Source organism: Sporosarcina sp. P33 (genome assembly GCF_002077155.1).
GTDB lineage: Bacteria > Bacillota > Bacilli > Bacillales_A > Planococcaceae > Sporosarcina.
On record NZ_CP015027.1, the window covers coordinates 589,632 to 604,142 of the forward strand.

The 14,511-nt window shown below is 44.4% G+C and carries 14 protein-coding genes, 1 pseudogene and 1 riboswitch; of the genes and pseudogenes, 6 read left to right on the forward strand and 9 right to left on the reverse strand.

Features of this window, described 5'->3' with window-relative positions; translation table 11 throughout:
• Positions 1-61: 61 nt before the first annotated feature.
• Positions 62-3,241: a hypothetical protein gene (locus SporoP33_RS02775; protein WP_081242337.1), complete on the reverse strand. Its 3,180-nt coding sequence runs from the start codon at positions 3,239-3,241 to the stop codon at positions 62-64.
• Positions 3,242-3,467: 226 nt separating this feature from the next.
• Positions 3,468-3,992: a D-glycero-alpha-D-manno-heptose-1,7-bisphosphate 7-phosphatase gene (locus SporoP33_RS02780; protein ID WP_081242338.1), complete on the reverse strand. Its 525-nt coding sequence runs from the start codon at positions 3,990-3,992 to the stop codon at positions 3,468-3,470.
• 213 nt (positions 3,993-4,205) lie between these two features.
• Between SporoP33_RS02780 and SporoP33_RS02785 the strand changes: the two genes are divergently transcribed.
• Positions 4,206-5,612, forward strand: a complete 1,407-nt coding sequence (locus tag SporoP33_RS02785) for an MDR family MFS transporter (protein WP_081242339.1) — start codon at positions 4,206-4,208, stop codon at positions 5,610-5,612.
• 107 nt (positions 5,613-5,719) lie between these two features.
• Here SporoP33_RS02785 and SporoP33_RS02790 read toward each other — a convergent pair whose 3' ends face one another.
• From SporoP33_RS02790 to SporoP33_RS02800, 3 genes are all read right to left on the reverse strand, one after another.
• Complete coding sequence (locus SporoP33_RS02790) at positions 5,720-6,229, reverse strand: QueT transporter family protein (protein WP_081242340.1); 510 nt, start codon at positions 6,227-6,229, stop codon at positions 5,720-5,722.
• A gap of 154 nt (positions 6,230-6,383) precedes the next feature.
• On the reverse strand, positions 6,384-7,139 hold the full coding sequence (locus SporoP33_RS02795) for a 3-oxoacyl-ACP reductase (RefSeq protein ID WP_081242341.1): 756 nt from the start codon (positions 7,137-7,139) through the stop codon (positions 6,384-6,386).
• 55 nt (positions 7,140-7,194) lie between these two features.
• Positions 7,195-7,416, reverse strand: coding sequence for a DUF2829 domain-containing protein (locus tag SporoP33_RS02800; RefSeq protein ID WP_081242342.1), 222 nt, complete (start codon positions 7,414-7,416; stop codon positions 7,195-7,197).
• Positions 7,417-7,643: 227 nt separating this feature from the next.
• A riboswitch (purine riboswitch) is annotated at positions 7,644-7,743 on the forward strand.
• Between the two features lie 49 nt (positions 7,744-7,792).
• On the opposite strand from SporoP33_RS02800, the gene SporoP33_RS02805 reads away from it, so the two are divergent.
• Together SporoP33_RS02805 and SporoP33_RS02810 are read left to right on the forward strand one after the other, a co-directional pair.
• Positions 7,793-8,956, forward strand: a complete 1,164-nt coding sequence (locus tag SporoP33_RS02805) for an MFS transporter (protein ID WP_081242343.1) — start codon at positions 7,793-7,795, stop codon at positions 8,954-8,956.
• Positions 8,957-9,041: 85 nt separating this feature from the next.
• A complete protein-coding gene (locus tag SporoP33_RS02810; RefSeq protein WP_081242344.1) occupies positions 9,042-9,359 on the forward strand; it encodes a DUF3784 domain-containing protein in 318 nt (105 codons plus the stop codon).
• Between the two features lie 66 nt (positions 9,360-9,425).
• On the opposite strand, the gene SporoP33_RS02815 is transcribed toward SporoP33_RS02810, so the two are convergent.
• Entirely contained in the window at positions 9,426-9,944 is a 519-nt protein-coding gene (locus tag SporoP33_RS02815) for a hypothetical protein (protein ID WP_081242345.1), read from the reverse strand.
• 80 nt (positions 9,945-10,024) lie between these two features.
• On the opposite strand from SporoP33_RS02815, the gene SporoP33_RS16410 reads away from it, so the two are divergent.
• Positions 10,025-10,153 carry a hypothetical protein gene (locus tag SporoP33_RS16410; protein ID WP_255363023.1) on the forward strand — a complete coding sequence of 43 codons (129 nt, stop codon included), beginning with the start codon at positions 10,025-10,027 and terminating at the stop codon, positions 10,151-10,153.
• Positions 10,154-10,209: 56 nt separating this feature from the next.
• On the opposite strand, the gene SporoP33_RS02820 is transcribed toward SporoP33_RS16410, so the two are convergent.
• On the reverse strand, positions 10,210-10,587 hold the full coding sequence (locus SporoP33_RS02820; RefSeq protein WP_081242346.1) for a PH domain-containing protein: 378 nt from the start codon (positions 10,585-10,587) through the stop codon (positions 10,210-10,212).
• Positions 10,588-11,013: 426 nt separating this feature from the next.
• Between SporoP33_RS02820 and SporoP33_RS02825 the strand changes: the two genes are divergently transcribed.
• Both SporoP33_RS02825 and yfkAB read left to right on the forward strand, forming a co-directional pair.
• Positions 11,014-11,988, forward strand: a complete 975-nt coding sequence (locus SporoP33_RS02825) for an SEC-C metal-binding domain-containing protein (RefSeq protein WP_081242347.1) — start codon at positions 11,014-11,016, stop codon at positions 11,986-11,988.
• Between the two features lie 21 nt (positions 11,989-12,009).
• Positions 12,010-13,112: pseudogene (yfkAB, locus tag SporoP33_RS02830) on the forward strand (radical SAM/CxCxxxxC motif protein YfkAB).
• 46 nt (positions 13,113-13,158) lie between these two features.
• On the opposite strand, the gene SporoP33_RS02835 reads toward yfkAB, so the two are convergent.
• On the reverse strand, positions 13,159-13,944 hold the full coding sequence (locus SporoP33_RS02835; RefSeq protein ID WP_081242348.1) for a MetQ/NlpA family ABC transporter substrate-binding protein: 786 nt from the start codon (positions 13,942-13,944) through the stop codon (positions 13,159-13,161).
• A 126-nt stretch (positions 13,945-14,070) separates the two neighbouring features.
• On the reverse strand, positions 14,071-14,511 hold the full coding sequence (locus SporoP33_RS02840; protein ID WP_081242349.1) for a DUF2269 family protein: 441 nt from the start codon (positions 14,509-14,511) through the stop codon (positions 14,071-14,073).

The following is a 14,511-nucleotide window of genomic DNA, read 5'->3' on the forward strand; positions in this document are numbered from 1 at the left end:
CGCTATATGCAAAAAGCAAAAGCCCCTGTAAGAAAGGACTTTTGCTCTTGTGTTCTGCCTATTATTCTGTCTTAAATGCTTCCTGCAAGTAATAGTATGACTTTTTCAGCCGCTCTTCATACATAGGGACTTGCCAATTATCCCATGTATAACTCTCAAGCAGATCCACTTTTCCTTTTTTTACTGCCGGAAATGAATCTAGTACTTCTCCATTCGCTGACGTCAGAACAGCGCCTATGAATATTTCATCGACGTTTATTCTCGTCCTCGTTCTATCATCCAGCAAGTTTTCGATGAACTCTTTTTTGCTTGGATCTGTTGCCTGCAGCAGCAGCCAAGGAAGCCGCAGTTCCAGCATTCCGTCGCGCATATGATAATCCGCTAACGAATCATACTCCGCTGAAGCGGGATCTCCGTTGCCTTCACGCAGTTTGCCGGTTTCATAGTAGCTGAATGGAATATAACGCTTTTCATTCTTCACCAAGTATTTTTTATTAAGCGCATAATTCATTGGGATAAATTGGTCCGTCTGATCTTTCACAGCTTTATCGGGCACAAAGCCTGCATCTTTCCCATAGTCATGATGAAACAAGTCATAATGGGGATCGATCAGCATCCGTGATTTTGCGCCATTAATTTTCGCAATGAACTCTAAGCCATTTGTAAATCGAATATCTTGCATACGGCTTGCACGGTTATTTCCTCTGCCAGGTACGGTGTCGAACACTATATTCAATGCATCTGTTTCATTAAATACCGATTCATCGTAATCCACTCGTACATACAGATATGTTTCGTCATGATCTGCATACATTTTTTTGAGCAAACCGTTCTTTTTCTCATACAATGGATCTGTCGGCCATTCCTCTTCATAACCCGCCACTTTGATCTTTAATGGATCAAAGCTGACTAAGCCAAATTTTTGTTCATTCGTCTGTATATTGGACCAGTATGGCCGTCTGTCCGGATTGTCGTAATCAGCCGTGTTCCATGTCCGTTTGAACCATTCATCCTGCCAGGAAAATACGAGTCCTCCCATTAAACCTTCCTGTAAGATATCCTCATATAAATGTGTCAGGATTTCTCCCTGCTGATCTTCTGATATAAACCCTTGATTCCAGCCAAATGGATTATCATGTGTTTTCCCTCTTGATGCTGGAATTCCGAATTCTGCTACCAGGATAGGCAGGCGGTGCGCTTCGTGCAAATCTTTCAAATAGCCGGCATAGTTATTTTTGGCGCCTCTGAAATCAATGAATTCACGGTACTTTTTCTCATAGTTCAAAAAGTCCGGATAGTATGGATATACATGGTATGAAGCGAACTGCCCAGGCTTATTCATCTCGTCTTTTGTATATATCAAATTCGGATTTACCGAAACAATATCCTCCTGACCGGAAGAATCAGACGGGTGTGTCAGCAGATCCGTCGTCACCCAGTTAACAAAACTCATTGGCCGGATTTGTTGGTAGCTGCTCACTTCATGTGAAACAAGAATATCCATCTGCTCCGCCAGCCAATATTCAAATGCGGCCGCACCTTTTGTTTCAAAATACTTTCCTTTATATTCACCCAAATCCGGATGAATCTTATTGGTATTCTCTACCATGAACGGGTACCATTCGATTCCAATCATCCAGGCAGTGACCCACTGCGAAATATCTGCATCGTATACACCGGATGCATGGCCAGGCCGTGCCGGCACAGTCACATTTCCATGAATGACATCCACCAGTTGGATCATTTCTTTTCGGAAGTCTTTGAGATTCACTTTCTCAAATGCATCCAATGACTCCTCCAGACTTTCCTCATTGATCCAGACGCCATGCATCACATAAATAGGAGTATCATGCGCTTCGTTATACGCCTTCAATGCATGATAAAAATCAGGCGGATGGAGTGTATAAACTCGTATCGTATTGGCGTTCATTTCCCCTATTGCTTCAAACCATCGGTAATATTCTTCTTCAGTAATAGCCGCTTCACCGGGGAATGCTCCTGGCTTCCCCATCCCGATATTCACCCCTTTGACTGTCATCGGTGTCCATTTGCCGTCCTGCAAAACTTCAAGATACTTTCCATTCATCCGGGCATTCATCTGAATTCCGTCCCGTACCGGATTTTTCACTTGCTTTTCTTTCACTTGCCCAAACTTTGCGAGGACTTCCTGCATCATAGGCACGTAAGCTGACCAAAAGAACGATTTCTCAGAAGATCTCTGGAGCGTTTTATAGACGTTTGCGACGCCCTTGGCTTGATAGATACGCGGAACATCAGATACACTATTAAAATTTCCTGCGAAATAAAAGCTTTCCGAAAAACCTGATATGTTTCGGATCACCGCATCAAACTGTGCCGGTATCCCTTTCTCAGCCAGCAAACTTTTCCCTTTAGCTGTCAGTTCCCATTGATATTTTGCTAATGACTCTCCCTGGTTGACGGTCACAATATCAAACCATGAATGAAAACGGTGTGAGCCAGCTACGCCGAGTCGCTTTGTTCCTTTTTCTGTGTATTCCATCTGAATCCCTTCAGCTGAAATTTCCTGATCCTGCTGCAACACAACATATTCTTCATTCTTGTCATTTACTAATAGAAAACCAGATCCGCTGTAGCCCCAGTCAGCTGTGCGTCCCGAAAGCATCTGCTGTAACTCTTCATTTTTTTGCGGATCCAACTCTTCCATATACCGGCCCTTCCAGCCGGAGAAATTAATACCGAAGCGATCAGCTGCTTGTGTCCGCACTTTTTCAGAGGTTGGTGAAGAGAATGAATCAAACTCCGCTACAACCATAGAAGGCTTATTCGTGTTAAGGCGCTTTACAATCCGCTGCCATTCCACTTCCCCGAGTCCGCCGTGCGTTTTTTCGTAGGAAGCGAGCAACGGATCTTGTGGATCTTGTATCGTTTCATTGGTGCTTGCTGTATTGGCTATGTAAATAATATCGGTGTCTGCATACTCTTCAGGCAGCGGACGCAATTCAGAGATTCCTTTGCCTTTCACTGCAGTGAATCCGCCATAATAATCACGGGCGGGGTCGAACGGCTTGTTATGCTGCGCTTTCACTTTGGCATAATTCAGTACCCAGCTGATTCCCAGATGCCGACGATGCGAATCTTCCACTGGTGATTTATCAATAATGGCTACTCTGACGGGCTGATTGCTTTGCATGAGCCACAATCCAACAGGAATACATAATATGAATGCAACAACAATACACAACACGATTACTTTTCTCATTATTCGACCCCCTTCAACTATGAGACTCTCACCTTATACGAGATTAGCGGAAACAGACTAGTGCCCATTTATAAATTTCATTCGCATTAGGGTAATTAGTAACATAGAATGATTTATTTGTATTAATTATATCACAATATAAAACTTTATCACTAGCATATCTCTCTGCAAGGAAAAATGTAACGTTAAAGCCGCCTAATCATGGCGGCTTTAGCTTCTTGCAGTTTTATGTGGCATCTTTGATAATCCAAGGCACTGCCTGAAGCAAATCTGGAAATACTGCATCTGCCAATGGATCAGATGTGCCGAGAAATACGGTTTTTGTTCCGGCCCGCTTACCGGCCACAATATCTGTATCAGTATCACCGACCATATACGACGCTGACAAATCCACATCATACCGCTGCGCCAGATTCTCGATCAGTCGACTGTGGGGTTTGCGGCAGCCGCAGCCCGCTTTAGGCTTATGCGGGCAATACGTAACTTCATCAATAACGGCTCCTTGCCTTGCGAGTTCCGCCACCATATGATCATGAATCGCAATCAGCTTTTCTTCCTTCATAAAACCAAGCCCTACACCGCCTTGGTTTGTTACAACAAAAATATGATCAAATACTGCATTCAATTGTGTAATCGCTTCCGGCACACCGGGTAAAAAGTATAGCTGCTCGGGTTCATTGACAAATTTCACCCTATCGCTCAGTACTTCGTTGATGACACCATCCCGGTCAAGAAACACTGCTTTCTTCATGGGTCTTCCACTCCTTAACATGACTTGTTGTCATGATGTCCTGACTGTACTGTTTTATACAAAGCATCACTCTGTTATTGCGGATTTCAGCAGTTCAGTTAGGCAATATCATTGAGCTCTGACTGAATGACTACTAACATGGCATATAAATGATTATAACGGACTTCGAATTATTCAATAACTTATAAATAAACTATGAGGTGATGCATCCCTATGGAAAATTCGCAGACATTTGACTTTAAAAAGAATCTCCCGCTGATGATTGTTCTATTATCAGGGGCGTTTATTACCATTCTGAATCAAACACTGCTTGCCACAGCTCTTCCCCCCATTATGAAAGACCTTTTTATCGGCGAAAGTACGGTACAGTGGCTGCAGTCGATTTTCATGCTTGTAAACGGGATTATGATTCCGGTTACGGCATTCTTAATCGGAAAGTTTACGACCCGCCGATTATTTCTGACAGCAATGAGCATTTTCGCTGCCGGCACATTGGTGGCTGCTGTATCTCCAAATTTCTCCATGCTTTTGGCAGGACGCGTGCTTCAGGGAGCCGGTGCAGGGATTATGATGCCGCTTCTCCAGACAATTATGTTTTTGCTGTTTCCTGTGGAGCAGCGCGGAAAGGCGATGGGCTATTACGGTCTCGTGATTGCGTTTGCGCCGGCAATCGGACCCAGCCTGTCAGGATATCTCGTTGATCAATTCCCATGGCGCAGCGTGTTCTACGTCGTGCTGCCGTTCACTTTATTAAACATCATTGCGGCCTTCTTCCTGCTGAAGAATGTGACGAAACTGACGGATCCCAAAATGGATTATTTATCGATTGTACTTTCCACATTCGGTTTCGGCGGTCTTCTTTACGGTTTTAGTATTGCGGGCAATACTGGCTGGCTGCATGCCAATGTCATGATTTCCATACTTGTCGGGGTTATTTCACTGGTCTGGTTTATTAGCAGACAGCTGAAATTGAAGGAGCCTATTCTTGAATTCAGGGTGTTCAAATACCGTGTATTCACATTGGCAACGAGTCTCGGAATGATTGTGTTTGGTTCGATGATTGCAACGACCGTCATTTTACCTCTGTTCATGCAGACGATGCTCGGGTTCAGTGCATTTCATTCCGGTCTCATGCTCCTGCCGGGTGCGATCATCATGGGAATCATGAATCCCGTCACAGGAACACTGTTTGATAAATATGGCGCGAAATATTTGTTGCTCACCGGATTTTCAATTCTGACGGTCACTACATTCATGTTTTCTAACTTGACTGAGGAAACGTCCTTCGCGTATTTGGCAGTTCTGAATGCGATTCGTATGTCAGGAATTGCGATGGTCATGATGCCTTCTACTACACTCGGGCTGAATCAGCTGCCGAATCACTTAATCCCTCATGGAACCGCCATGAACAACACATTCCGTCAGATTTCAGGATCCGTCGGAACTGCAGTCCTCGTTACCGTAATGGTTACAGCGGAGCTCAATAACGGGACCGTTGCGGGTCAAATCCAAGGAGTGAATACAGCGTTCCTTGTGGCAGGATTTATTTCTATTGCCGGTTTGATTGTATCAATTGTAATTAAAGATCCAAGAAGAAATGAACGGAAAGCGAAAGCTTAATCGCTGCATGCTTTCCTGGATTTAAATTGCTGTGCTGCAGCGTATCCTGACAGTTACTTCTAGAAAACACAGAAAAGCACATCCGCGACGTTACGGATGTGCTTTTCTTATTTGGACAGATCTATTTTTTTATTCAGCGCATATATAATCATTCCGCCGATTGTCATGGACAATAACTCACCGATTCCGACTGTCAGCCAAGTTGCCCAGAATGGAAGGCCTAGCAGGATCGTCAGTTGTCCGGCGATTGTGAACATCGACAACGCAAATACAATTGCGGTAATTACCATTTTCAGAATATCGTTTTTGATATTCTTTGTCAGTGCACGGCATAGCAATAATGCAAGAAGCGTAGCCATAGAACCGACCGGCACATCCAGCAGCCAGGTTGGCGACATAAAGTTCGCAAACATTACACCTAGCGTGACGCCGATCACATACCGTTTATTGTACAGAGCCAGATAGTTGAACATCTCTGACAATCGCAGCTGAACTGCGCCAAAACTGATTACTGAAAACATGAACGTCACCGTTACATACAATGCTGCAACGAGCGCTGTTTTCGTGAGTTCGTTCACCGTACTCTTCGGTGAATCTTTCACATAAGACATACTCATATTATTTTCTCCTTTGTGAAACAGCCCAGTGGCTATTCCAGTAATAACTACGGCCAAAGGAAGAAAGAGCCTGCCGCTCATTCAAAAGTGCCGTAGTGCAAACAGAATTTGCCTGCTTGCGTAGTATAACAGAGTTTCATCGATTACAAAAGCCTTATTTTGCAGTCCAGCCTCCGTCAATCGGCACGACTGCCCCGTGAATATAATCAGCAGCCGAACTTGCCAGATACAATGTCAGCGCAGCCACTTCCTCAGGCTGTGCCCATCGTCCGGCCGGCGTTTCTTCCGCCACCCACTCAGCGATGGCCCCGTCTCCTTCAAAATCTGCCTGATTCATAGGCGTTCGGATTGCTCCCGGCGCAATGGCATTCGCCCGGATCCCTTCGCGGCAATAATCCATATCCAGCTGCTTCGTATAGCCGACAATGGCGTGCTTAGACGCTGTATAAGCTGCACCGCCGCCTCCGGCTACAAGCCCGGCAATGGATGCCATATTGACAATGACACCGGACTTCCGCGCCGTCATGTGTGGCAAAACCGCATTCGTCATAAAATAGGTGCCTTTCACATTCGTATTCATAATCCGGTCCCACAGTGCTTCATCGGTGTCCAGTGTTTTTGCAAAACCATCAAGTATTCCTGCTGTATTTAATAATATATCCACCGCACCAAATGCCTGAAGCGCACGTTCAACAGCCCGGGTTACATCCGCTTTTAAACTGACATTGCCAGTGGTGTAATCAAACTTGGAAGGATACGCCTTTTTCACACTTTGCATATCACCTCCGCTCAGATCAAAGGCGAAGACATTTGCACCATTTTCTAAAAATGCAAGTGCCTGAGCCTGACCAATACCTGAAGCGGCACCTGTCACCAGCACGGATTTCTTTTTATATTCTTCGAATTTCATAGCAGCCTCCTATATAAAAAAGCTCATGAACGCTCATGAGCTTTACTCCATCATCTTACTCTACAATTACCCAGTCTTCCGCCAGCAGATCACAGACTGTCGGTGTAAACATCGTGTACCCTTCTCCTGTTACATTGATCAGGAAATACGGATTCAGTTTTTTGCCGTCATGCTCACTTTCACCAACGAGCTTCACATATAATTCAGCTCCGCCCCAATTACTGCGGATTACTTTTTCGCCAGCCTTTAAACGAGGCAGCACTTCTTCAAATGTCATGTTTATCCATCCTTTATATTTGTTACTATTCACGCGGTTTGTCGGGAAAAGTATACTTGATTGCGGCGGATTTTACAACTTTCGAGATTATATTCTAAAAGCCGCTGCCTGCTGTCTTCATATGTCTGTTTCTATTGCTTTTCCGCAAGAAATGCTGTCGGATTTCATAGATCAGACGCCTTCTTGCTTGCCCGTTCCCCAATTCCATGATAAATTGTACAATAGAAAATTTCATTACGGAATCAACATGTATAACCCCGATAATATGGTTCGGGGGTCTCTACCAGGAACCGTTAAATCCTGATTACAAAGTCATTTTTGTAATCGGGATTTTTATTTATATACGGGTGTGTATACACTGGCAGGAGGAATTATTGTGGATGTGCGTGTATTATTATTGGCGGTTTCCGCTATTACGGTAGGACTTGTGGAATTAGTGGTCGGCGGTATTTTACCGGTGATTGCTGATGACTTGAATGTATCAATTGCGACAGCCGGTCAGCTGATCACCATTTTTGCGCTGGTATATGCAGTGGCAGGACCTGTATTATTGTCGCTGACTGCAAAAATAGAACGCAAGAAACTGTATCTGATTACGCTCGGCGTATTTTTAGTGGGCAACATACTGACATACTTGAGCCCGACGTTTGGGTTAATGATGGCGGCACGTGTACTGACGGCTGCAAGTGCCGCGCTCGTTATTGTATTGTCCCTGACGATTACCGCACGAATGGTCGAACCGCGTGTCAGGGCAAAATCGCTTGGCTATATTTATATGGGTATCAGTTCATCACTCGTACTTGGTGTCCCGATCGGTATTGTCGTCACGAATGCGTTCGGCTGGCGTTCAGTATTTTTGGGCATTGCGATCATGACGCTTGGTTCGATTGTTTTGATAGCAACGTTCCTGGATAAGATACCAAACGGCAACGTGCAGCCGCTTTCTGTTCAAATTAAAGCATTGGCAAATAAAAAAATCTTTTTCGCTCATTTGGCCACTATGTTTATGCTGGCAGGCCATTATACGGTGTACGCGTACTTCACGCCTTTTCTTGAGACAACGATGCAATTGAGCCCGTATTGGATCAGCGTGTTCTACTTTATCTTTGGACTTGCCGCAGTTTCCGGCGGGGCGTTCGGCGGCGGCCTGGCATCACGCCTCGGTTCAAAGAAAAGCATTTTACTCATTTTAGGAGCATTTGCACTCAGCTTATTCGCACTGCCCTATTCAACTTTTTCGATTCCTTTATTCATCATTTTCATGATGGTATGGGGCGGCTTGAGCTGGGCATTAGCACCTGCCCAGCAGGATTATATCATTCAAAGTGATCCGGTGACTTCCGATGTGCATCAGAGTTTCAATAACTCCGCACTGCAAGTCGGTATTGCGCTCGGTTCGGGTATCGGCGGCATGGTCTACAGTCAGACAGGAAGCGTCACAAGCATGCCGGCTGTTGGAGGCATCATCGTCATCATTGCGTTCATTTGTGCGGCAATTTCATTGTCAATCGCCGTAAAGGCTAAGCAGCCGGCTGTATAATGAGGTAGAATGGAGTTAACTCGTCATAGAGCTGACTCCATTTTTTATTGGTATTTGACTCTATGTCAGGAAATGAGGGAATGTTATGCTTGGCCTGCTGCTGGATGTGGTGGTGATGACAGCATTTATTGTGTATGGTATTGCACTATGGAATGGTAAAGGTGCGTCTTTGCTTTCGGGCTATAATACGATGCCGATCGAGAAAAAGCTGCGAATTAATGAACGGGCGCTATGCAAATTCATGGCGAAGATCATGTTCGCCCTTAGTTTTTGTGTGGGATTATTCGCAGTGAGTGAACTGCTGGAAGATGATAAGTATTTTATAGCGGGACTTATTCTGTTCATCGGATTTATCGTGTTTGCTATTGTCTATTCAAATACGGGTAACCGATTTAAAAAATAAGCTCTGTTACATATTCTTGTGCAGCAAGTAAAAAACGCTCCTTTTCGGGCGTTTTTTTACTTGCTTTTATGATACTTCCCCAATCCGCTCCATCATTTCTAAGACACTTTCTAAAAACAGTCCAATTTCCCCCATATGCTCTTCTGTTACTTTCGGTTTAAAACGTATATGCACGCGGTTCAGGAATCCCGGCTCTGTTTGTTCATGACCAAAGCTGAGTGTCTGTGTGCAGTCGATATCATTTTCCCAGACCTCGAAAACAATATTTTTGATTTTCTTGCACTCCGCGTCGACATCTTGAACTATTGTGTGCACCAGCAATGACAGCATACAGCCTGGATTCGCGCCTTCTGTTTCCAGTATTTCATCTGCCAACTCTCTCAGTGATGAATCCAGCGTAAGATCGACGAGAACCGACGGATAGCCGACTTTTGAAAATTGCACAGTAAATGATCTGGCCATCACAGCCAAATCGAGCTGATCGGTGCGGTTGGTTATATGAATCGCCTGTTCCAGACTATCCATGTCATACATATGATTTTCAAACGCAACTTTCAAGTTTTCAAATACAGTCGGATCATACATAGTGCGGCCTCCTTACTTGTATGTATAATTTGATATGATTCAGCCATCTTATAGGGAAACCGGGAAAGGATGTCTTTTATATGGCCAATAAAGAAGCATCGATTGCGACATTAAGCGCTGAGGATTTACATGCACTGAATCACCTGGAAGAAAAATTGGGTGTGACTCTCGTCGCGTATGAAAATGTGAATTCGTCCAATACAAAATGACGGGGACGCGGTATTTTCTATTATGGAAAATACCGCGTCTTTCATTCAGACTGCCATCACACACAAACGGTTGCCAATATTTTTTGGATATCGTAAATACTTTTATCTTTCCGGAATTGTTTTTCAATATGCGGTGTCAGTGAGCTGGATATCCAGATTTTTAATTCTGCGTCCATATCGAATGTACCCGCAGTTTCTACACTGTAATGAGAGATGCTTTTGAATGGCACTGAATGGTATTCTACTTTCTTTCCTGTAACTCCTTGCTTGTCAACTAAAATTAATCGCGTCTGCGTGAACACAATTAAGTCCCGCACCAGTTTAAATGCCGCTTCCACTTCTTCGCCTTCTGCCAAAATTACGTTCAGTTCTTTCTTTACTTCTTCCTTATTTACAACGGAAGCATTTCCTAAAAGAGCATCAAACAATCCCATGTAATCCTTCCCCTGTCCAATTTAGTTTGTATACAACACGCGCGGAAATTCTCTCTTATTTTATGACGGTAATTACACTTCCATGCAAAAGCATGCAGTCCAAATAGTTTATCATGTCCATCGGGGGTTGAATAGTAGAGGGCAGACGTTAGAAACGCGTCGACCCTTGCATACCTCGTGTACATTGACAAAACAAGAATTTTTTAAGATAAATCCCCCTCTTCCTAACCTTTTCTGATTAGTAGTCTGCAATATATTAAAGGTTTGGACAGTTGATCTCAGGTTGCATTCCACTCTTTGACTTCAGTTGATTCAGAGAGTGTTTTTTCTATTTTCTGCTTTGTTCGATTAGATAAATTTCATGCGAACTCTTCATTCGTTTGGTACACTAGGCTATGTAGGAATTTACTAAAGGGAAGTGTTTTTATGGTTGGACGTAATGATCCATGTCCTTGCGGCAGTGGCAAAAAATATAAGAAGTGCTGCGAGCGAAAGCAGGCTGTGACCGTTGAAGATCTGTTGACAGATGAAATGGAACATTTATTGCAGACTTTTTATGATGTTCATCCGCATCGTGCCGATGTGCCGGCATTCGTGGAATTCGCAAATAAATGGAAAGCTTCATTAAATAGTTATCTGCCAGAAGAAATGATTGAAGCGATTGCACTGGATGAATTTTTCTTCCACGAGCGGACGGATATTTGGGCAGATTATGTGGCAAGACAGAAGAAAAAGCAAGTGCGCCCTTCTATTCTTGAATTACTGGATCGCTGGTCAGAACCCCGCGTGTTTGTCGGAGAAGTGACTGCTGTGGGGAATACATATTTAACAGCTAAGAGTATTATTGGTGATGAAACGATAGAGCTTTGGAAAGAAAGTGATAAGCCTGTTCCGATTGGCGTACACTTCTATTGCTTCATTCTTTCTGACGGGACGTCTGAAGGGAATTATTTAGCAGTATCGAGTTTGATTTTCATTCCGACAAATCATTCGGAAGCCGTCAGACAGTTTGCCAAGACACTGGCTGATTCAGAGAATCCATCTTTAAAAGACTCCGTAATGAAATTCTGGATTGCCCTTGGCGAAAACGGCTATACCGGTGATGAGTTTACAGAATTCGAGTCTGGTGTTATAGAATCGGCGGAAGAATTTTTGAAACAGCATGACCGGGAATCGAGTGCTCTGCTTGAAGTATTGGAAGACTTTTTAGTGGATGAGCAGCCGAAAGCCCGTAAGATGCTGGCAATCGCTGCCGGTGCCATTCGTTACGGACAAGAAAATAAATTTTTCGAACCGCTTAATATGACACTCAAAGAAATTGCGGAAGCTTTTGATGTTTCAACTTCTTCGATGAGTAAGTATGCAAAAGATCTTACAGAGTACGCACGTGATGAAAATTAATTGATGTAAGGAGTTACGGACATGGTACTATCACAATCCCGCCTGTCAGATGCTTGGGAAGCCTATCAGGATATTGATTTGCATGGGAAGCAGGTATTATCCAGCATAGAGTTCACGACGACCTATTTATGTAATATGCGCTGCGAACATTGCGCTGTCGGTTATATGCTGCAGCCGAAAGATCCGCAGGCCTTGCCGATTGAGTTATTGCTGCAGAAGCTGGATGAGTTTCCGCATTTGCGGACAATCAGTCTGACAGGCGGCGAGCCGATGTTTTCCAAAAAATCTGTAGAGCAGTATGTGGTGCCGTTATTGCAGTATGCACATGAGCGGGGCATCCAGACACAGGTGAATTCAAACCTGACCATGCCATTTGAGCGTTACGAATGGATTGCCCCCTATTTAAACGTACTGCATATTTCGCATAACTGGGGAACTGCCGATGATTTCATCGATGGCGGATTTGCCCGTATGGAACGCCAGCCGTCACGCGAACGCCGGGCTTCGCAGTTTACGCGCATGATTGAAAACAGCAGGGCCTTGTCTGAGATGGGCGTCATGGTATCAGCAGAGACGATGCTCAACCGCCGGACACTGCCTCATTTACAGACGATTCACGAACAGATTGTCCACGAAATGAAATGCAGCCGTCATGAAGTACACCCGATGTATCCGAGTGATTTCGCTTCTTCATTGGATGTGCTGTCTTTGGATGAAACACGTACTGCAATGCTTGACTTGCTGTCGTATCGTGATCCGCAAACGTGGATGCTGTTCGGTACATTACCTTTTTAAATTGCAGTCAGGACGACCGGGATCAGGAATTATTCGCAAAGCTTGCCGCAAGTGAAAATGTTACAGTGCGTAATGACCCCGATGGCCGTTCCCGCTTGAATGTCAATATATTTACAGGTGACGTCATCGTGACTGATTTCGGTGATGTGCCGCCACTTGGAAATATTCAAACGGATAAACTGCCGGATCTTTACGAGAAATGGCAACAGCACCCGCTGGCAAAAAGTGTCAGTTGTCATTGTCCGGCAGTTCGCTGTCTCGGGCCAAACTTATTGGTTAAGGATGCTTATTATCCCGATGTCGACTTTTTGAAGCGTCAGCAACATTGACAGAAAAAAACACGTATGGCTCAGCTTTTGAGTCCATACGTGTTTTTTATTTGCCAAAGCTTTGAAATTTCTCTTCAATCACTTGTTTGAATGATTCAGACGCTGCCGCTTTTTTAATTGCCTGGGCAAAGTCTTTATCCTGGTCTTCTTCTCTCACTGCCACGATGTACTGCAGCTCTTCACTTATTTCCTCATGAGCCAACGCCTCTGTCAATTCCATTTCATTGGCCATAATGAAGTTATCAGGGATGACCGCCAAATCCCCGCTGGCCATCGATGCGATCAGCTGAGAAGTCAGGACAGGCTGGATTGTCAGGTCTTTCGGATTGCTGTCGATTTGTTTTTCGGTGACGCCGTATGCAGATGCTTCTGCATCCAATGAGAGTAATCCTTGCTGTTCAAGAAAACGCAATGCTCTTGCCGTGCCAAGGTCGTCATTCGGGATCGTGATCCAGGCGCCGTTTGGTATATCATCCATAGACGTCAGCGAGTTTGAATACAAACCAAGCCCCACACTCGGCACTTCAGTCAATGCAGTGATTGGCAAGTTGAATTGTTCATTAAATTGAGTCAGACTGATTTTTTGCTGGCTGAGATTCGCATCAATTTCACCGTCTGCCAGATCCTGATTCGGTTCAATCAAATCTACATACGTTTTCACTTCCACGCTGTATCCCTGTTTTTCCAAAGCGGGTTTCAATGCCTGATCGATAACTTTTGCATAAATGCCAGCTGTTGTGCCGAATGTAATCGTTTCTTTGCTGTCAGACGGACTGCAGGCTGTCAGGAATAAGCCCAGAATCATCAGCAGACTGAATGCTTTCATTTTCATCTTCAAATCGTCCTTTCAAAAACTGCTGTCTTCATCATATGCGCTCTGTTTTTCACTGTCAAACTGTATCTTGCAACTAAAAAGATGTGCAGCATTGTACACATCTTTTTAGTCCGTTATGTAATTTTACCAGACTGCCGGTTTTTGCACCATAAGCCAAAGCATGATCAGAAGTAATCCGATATAGATCCAGGCGGTGCGCTGCAATTTATTGATGACTGCCTCCCTGTCGTTCCCGGACTCGTGGAATCTCTTTAATACAGATGAAAAACCCGTGGCCAGGAATATGCCGGACAGCAGCATAATACCGATTGTGAGGATAACCCAGGATGTGTTCCATGGCCATGGTCCGAATAAAATCAGCAGTATGCCCGACACGACCAGAACATGGCCTGAATGCATAACCAGCCGGATGATGACTCGAATGAATGCCAGATAGATGTCTTCTGCTTCTGCTTTGGCAGTACGCAGCCGGCGGATCAAAGGCAGCAGGAGAAATAACGGTCCCACTGCAATGACAGCCGATACGACGTGCATAAATACGATCGCTCCATAATAGAGGTTCAT